Origin of the sequence: Natrialba taiwanensis DSM 12281 (assembly GCF_000337595.1) — an archaeon.
In the GTDB taxonomy this organism is placed as follows: Archaea; Halobacteriota; Halobacteria; order Halobacteriales; family Natrialbaceae; genus Natrialba; species Natrialba taiwanensis.
Genome location: NZ_AOIL01000056.1, coordinates 1 through 5,208, shown reverse-complemented (window position 1 = coordinate 5,208; position 5,208 = coordinate 1). Strand labels below are relative to the sequence as shown.

General features: G+C 52.2%; 3 protein-coding genes and 2 pseudogenes. 3 read left to right on the top strand and 2 right to left on the bottom strand.

Annotated features, from left to right (window positions below):
* Positions 1-180: 180 nt before the first annotated feature.
* Together C484_RS17575 and C484_RS17570 are read right to left on the bottom strand one after the other, a co-directional pair.
* Positions 181-363, bottom strand: coding sequence for a hypothetical protein (locus tag C484_RS17575; protein WP_006827232.1), 183 nt, complete (start codon positions 361-363; stop codon positions 181-183).
* Positions 364-533: 170 nt separating this feature from the next.
* Positions 534-1,607: a cytochrome P450 gene (locus C484_RS17570; protein WP_006827231.1), complete on the bottom strand. Its 1,074-nt coding sequence runs from the start codon at positions 1,605-1,607 to the stop codon at positions 534-536.
* Positions 1,608-2,482: 875 nt separating this feature from the next.
* On the opposite strand from C484_RS17570, the pseudogene C484_RS17560 reads away from it, so the two are divergent.
* From C484_RS17560 to C484_RS17550, 3 genes and pseudogenes are all read left to right on the top strand, one after another.
* Positions 2,483-3,142 (top strand): annotated as a pseudogene (locus C484_RS17560) (IS1595 family transposase); the annotation flags it as partial.
* Positions 3,143-3,319: 177 nt separating this feature from the next.
* On the top strand, positions 3,320-4,717 hold the full coding sequence (locus C484_RS17555) for a terpene synthase family protein (protein WP_006827229.1): 1,398 nt from the start codon (positions 3,320-3,322) through the stop codon (positions 4,715-4,717).
* Positions 4,718-4,892: 175 nt separating this feature from the next.
* Positions 4,893-5,208: pseudogene (locus tag C484_RS17550) on the top strand (ISH3 family transposase); the annotation flags it as partial.

The window sequence follows — 5,208 nt, the reverse complement described above, 5'->3', positions numbered from 1 at the left end:
GAAGCGGGAGATTTGGGTCATGAACAACTGAAGTCTCCCGCTTCAACTCCTTCGATTTACTGACCTTCCCCGACGCCGTCTAGTGATTCGACACAGCCATTCGTTCATATACTATAGGCCGTAAGTTTTGATAGTATTACAGTAAAAGTTGGCATTTTACGGTAATCTTCGTGCGATGCCCTACTCTTGGAGACGATCACCAAGAATCTGTGCCAACTCCACCTCATCACGCTCAAGAGCGATGATCGATGCCGTTTCAACCGCATCGGCGATGCTATCACAGTCGTATTTTGTCATAACCTCGATCAACCGTGCGAGTACTTCGTCACTGACCGTGACTGTACTGTATCCGTCTGGAGGCATGTGAATGATGTTTTACGGTAAAATAGTCAAAGGTTACGGTGAATTTGAGACTCTATCAATATCTCTGACCGACAGTATAGTTCCCCGTTTAGACTGTCAGTGCAACCATTCCAACACGGAATTCAGATGGCAAAATCAGTTAAGCGAGGGTGCTTTGTGAAGTACTGAGTTTAGCTAAAGATCATTTGCGGAAGCACGTGGCGGGGGAGGGTATCCGATTCTTCTGGAGCGATCCGATCGAATCGGTCGAGTAGCGTTTGTATTGCAACGTTTCCTTCAAGGCGGGCAAGAGAGGACCCAAGACAAAAATGTTCCCCCCTTCCAAACGCCATATGCGGATTCGGGGTTCGTTCGGGCCGAAACTCATCAGGGGCTGTAAAGACTTCTGGGTCACGATTTGCAGCACCGATCCACACCGTAATCGGTTGCCCTTCTTTGATCTGTTTTCCTCCGAGTTCTACAGGACGGGTAACTCTGCGGGTTGCTGATTGGACCGGTGATCGATATCGAAGCACCTCTTCGATGGCCTTCTCTCGATCAATACGGCCTGCCTGGAGCGCGTTGATCAAGTTATTGTTAACAAAAAGCCTGATAGCACCGGCGATCAGATTGTTCGTAGTAGCCATTCCTGCGATGAGAAGAGCGAGACAAAATCCGATTTTTTCCTCCTGAGAAAGAGCCTCCTGCGTCGCGGCAAGCGTGATAAGATCATCTCCCTCACCATCAGCTCGCTCAGCAATCAACTCCGAGAAATACTCGCTTACCATCTGGTGAATCTGGAGAAACTCCTGATCCGGGCTACTGACTTGAGTGAAGTTTACGATATCCAACTCTTTGAATTTTTCTCTATCTTCCTGCGGAATATCAAAAAGTTCGGCAGTAACGGCGCGGGGAAGCTGAGTAGAAAACTCCTCAAGAAGTTCAACACGATCTCTCCCTGCAAGGCTTGTAAGAAGATCATCAGCGATTTCTTTGATCCGAGGCTGAAGAGTGTCCACCCCCCTGGGGGAAAATGAAGTGGTAGCGAAATCACGGCGTTGATCGTGTACATCGCCGTCTACACGGATCATTGCCGACTTGATTAGCGATAGATCGTCATCAGTGACGGGGCGGGGCGTATCTGCACTCACAATATCCGCTGAAAACGTTGTTTCGTCGGTCAGTACACGGGTAGCATCCTCGTATCTGAAGACGTCCCATATCCCTCGCTGAGCATCGTAGTGAACAGGGTCCTCCTCTTGCATTCTTCTATACCACTCAACCGGGAGACGCGTTCGACTATCGACTGATCCTGGCAGTTGTGATGTGCTCATTATAAAAACCACGCTCTGGAATGACTTAACTTTTGTATCTAGATATAAAGGAAATTGTTTGTATAGCCTGTTGTACGGTTTCGAGATTAGTTTAAACGCCTCACACAGCAGTCACTACTGGAAGAAATAGTTACTTTCACTAGATTAGAAGTCGGATCAGTGGTATGCTATCCAACAGATCCGACGGTCGGAACAACTCAACCACGGCGTATAAGCGTAGCGTTCGTGGGTATCTCCGAACCCACGGTGAGGTCACCTCGAGATCGACAGTCCTTACGACGCTCTGGAGCTCCTCCCACAGGAACAACTCTCGGAGTACGGTGTTGAGGTGGGCAGCGTCGAGGAGACCGACATTTTCCAGGCGATCAAAGAACGGATGCATCGACACCTGCCCGCAGGTGTCGAGCGTATGTTCTCCCGACTGAAGTCCTTCACTAGTTTTGATCGCGTCCGCGCACGCAAAAAGAACAACGTCGAGACGCACGTTGTTCTCTCAGCGGTCGCACTGGTTGCAGCGTCTCTCACCGCAAAACGGCAGAACAAACCCGGGCTGATACGCTCACCGAGTCGGCTCATTTGACTGTTGGGGCACCTGTCCAAAAAACGGGTGTCGCCTGAGAGGCATTGCTCTCAGGCGGCTCTCTTTTGTAATCGTATCTTGACTGATCAGGGTGAGTCTCCGGCTGGGACTGGCACTTCTATCAAGAAACAAATCATCATTGGGTCAGCACCGCCGATGGGTGGTCAGTTTCAGATCCGCCTGTCCCGTCCGGCGAACTAATTTTGAACGTGCAACTGGGTATACACTCAGAAAATGGTTTCTCGCCGCCTACACCTACATCCGTTTCAACACAAGCCCCAGACAGCTAGACGTGGAGATTGACGTTTCCTACAAGACGATCTACCGGCGCGTCCAGCGCTTCCTGCGAGCGCTGGACGCGCCTCGGCCACACCTCGAAGGCCCGGTGGAGATCGACGAACTCTACGTGAAAGCCGGTCTCAAAGGCCGCGAGCGCGACCAGCCGTCGCGCTCGCGTGGCCTGTCCACGCGCGGACGTGGAACGTACGCTGGAGACAAGCCTCCCGTGTTTATTCTCGCAGATCGTGGCAGCGGTGAGTGATACGTGCTGCCAGCGAAAGCCGCTGATGAATCGACGATTCGACCCCTGCTGGCCGACCGCCAGCAGGAGTCGCTCACCGTCTATACTGACGGCTTTCGGGCGTATGAACCGTTAGACGAGGACGATGCATTTGACCGCGAATACGTCGTCCACGGCGAGGGTGAGTACGTTGATAGAGACGTCCACGTGAATACCTGCGAGAGCCACGCGTCGCTGACGCGACGGTGGCTCTCGCCGCATCGAGACGTCTCCAAAGATCGACTCACACCGTATCTGCGACCGTTCCAACTTCGTCGTCAAGTCTTCCGAAAACCAGGAGATGAAGCGCTCAAAACTGCGCTCTGACTCACCAACAATCTACGCCACAAGAGCGAATAATATTATTGTATTAATACCTTCTAGCAACCATTTTTATATGATATTGACAAATTGAATATGTACAATGGTAGTACTATTTTGTGAAAGGCCTCGACGCAAGGTTAGTAGTATAAAATTAAATGACCAATCCATGAGGGGCCTACCATGACGATAGATAATCACATGAGGGGCCTCGAAGAGAGCATCTCCATCGATGCGGCCCCGGCCGACATTTTTGCTGTGCTCACAGCGGTCGAACCAGTGCTCGCAGAGAGCTCTGGCCTCACCGTAAGTACTGGTGTGGAGGACGTTACGGTCACCGATGCTGGCACAGAGAATGCATCCCTGCGTGTGTTCGAGGGCAAGGTGCACGTGACCGACAGTGAGGAACCAACCAGCCTCACCATGACCTTCGAGGGGGACATCCAGGTCGACGTTGAGTGGACGATTCAGTCCCGGGAGAACAGCACGCTGGTGACTGCAATGGTTACCGTCAGCCAGGTCTCCATCGATCGCCAAGAAGGAATCGAGGCACAGCTCACGGCTGTCCTCGATGATGTTTTGATGTCTCTGCAGACGCTCTGTGAACAGCCGTCCCCGCCAGCCAGTATGGCCGCACGCATCGAGATTCCGGAGATATACTGTCCGTTTTCCGATGAGATCAATCCGCACGCCGAAGAGGTCAGAGCTCAGAGTCAGGAGTGGGCCCAAGAGTTGGGGATGATAGACGAGCCGTCGCAGAGGATTGACACAGTATCCCGTCTTGGGTGTCAACTCCATCCCCAAGCCTCACTTGAGTCCATGCAGCTCTGCAGCGATTGGTATAGTTGGGTATTTGCACATGACGATGATCTCGATCCAACGGAGTTGGGGACCAACCCTGAAGCTGTCGAGTCCTTCCACGAACCACTGCTTGCAGGACTTATAGAAGACTCACGTGGCTCTTTCCCAGAGCCCCGGGTAAAAGGGTTCATCGACATCTTTCAGCGGGCATCGAATCAGATGCCACAGGAATTGTATACCCGCTTCGTCGAGCATCATCGTGACTACTTCGCTGGTCTCCGTGGGGAGGCACACAACCGCGCCACTAACCATATTCCCGACTATCACGTCTTCCTTCCGAATCGGCGGCGCGCAGCAGGCGTGTACCCACTTCTTGATCTAGGAGAGCTATCGTCGGATATTTGTGTCTCCGAAGAGTCATATCACTCCGAAATAGTTATAGCTCTTTGTATAGCAGGAGGCAACGCTATCGCGTTGACCAACGACGTCTATTCGTTGCACAAGGAGCTGGCGGATGGGGAAGTGAACAACCTCGCTGTCGTCATCCGCAATGAACAGGGCTGTTCGTTGCAGGAGGCTGTCAATAAGGCCTGTCAGCTGGTCGGAACTGAGATCCGCCGGTTCGAGACCCTTTCACAACACATCACTGGTGCCTCCGACACAACGGAGGCTCTTCCGGCCTACATAACGGCCATAGAGCTATCGATAAGTGGCCATCTGGCATGGTCAAAGGAGACGGCGCGGTATAAGACCGCAGACCATCCGTCTTTAGATAGGTAGCCCGTTGCACGGTTTCGAAATTAGTTCCGACCTATCACAGTGTAGTCACTACTACCAAAAAGAGTCACTTTAACTAGACTCAGTACTTCACAAAGCAGTTTAACGACGCCGAGTTGTTCGTGAGACCCTCTGCTAAATAGTAAGTAACTAGGAAGGATGTCTGCTTGCGGCAGGTGTGCTTAATACCCTGCAAGCAGACAGTTCAATCCACGAAGACCAGGTTCTTAACTTCCTCGTCAACTGGCTTGACGAGGAAGTTGAGCTTGATCTCGCTCCCAACGCCGAAACAACGTCCGAAGACGTTCACGAGGTCCTTGTCGGCGCATGCGCCGATGGGACCTCGGTTTCGACACTCTGCGAGAAGAGCGAAGATTCACCCCACCACAACACGGTTCTCTACCACCTCCGCGAGAAGTTTGACTTGGAGTCGGTCGAACGAATTGGCAATACGCTGCTTCAGAAGGACGTTCTCGACGTACTTCCCGAGCAGG

Coding starts and splice junctions, on each gene's coding strand:
- C484_RS17575 (WP_006827232.1), bottom strand. CDS start 363: ATGCCTCCAGACGGATACAGTACAGTCACGGTCAGTGACGAAGTACTC.
- C484_RS17570 (WP_006827231.1), bottom strand. CDS start 1,607: ATGCAAGAGGAGGACCCTGTTCACTACGATGCTCAGCGAGGGATATGG.
- C484_RS17555 (WP_006827229.1), top strand. CDS start 3,320: ATGACGATAGATAATCACATGAGGGGCCTCGAAGAGAGCATCTCCATC.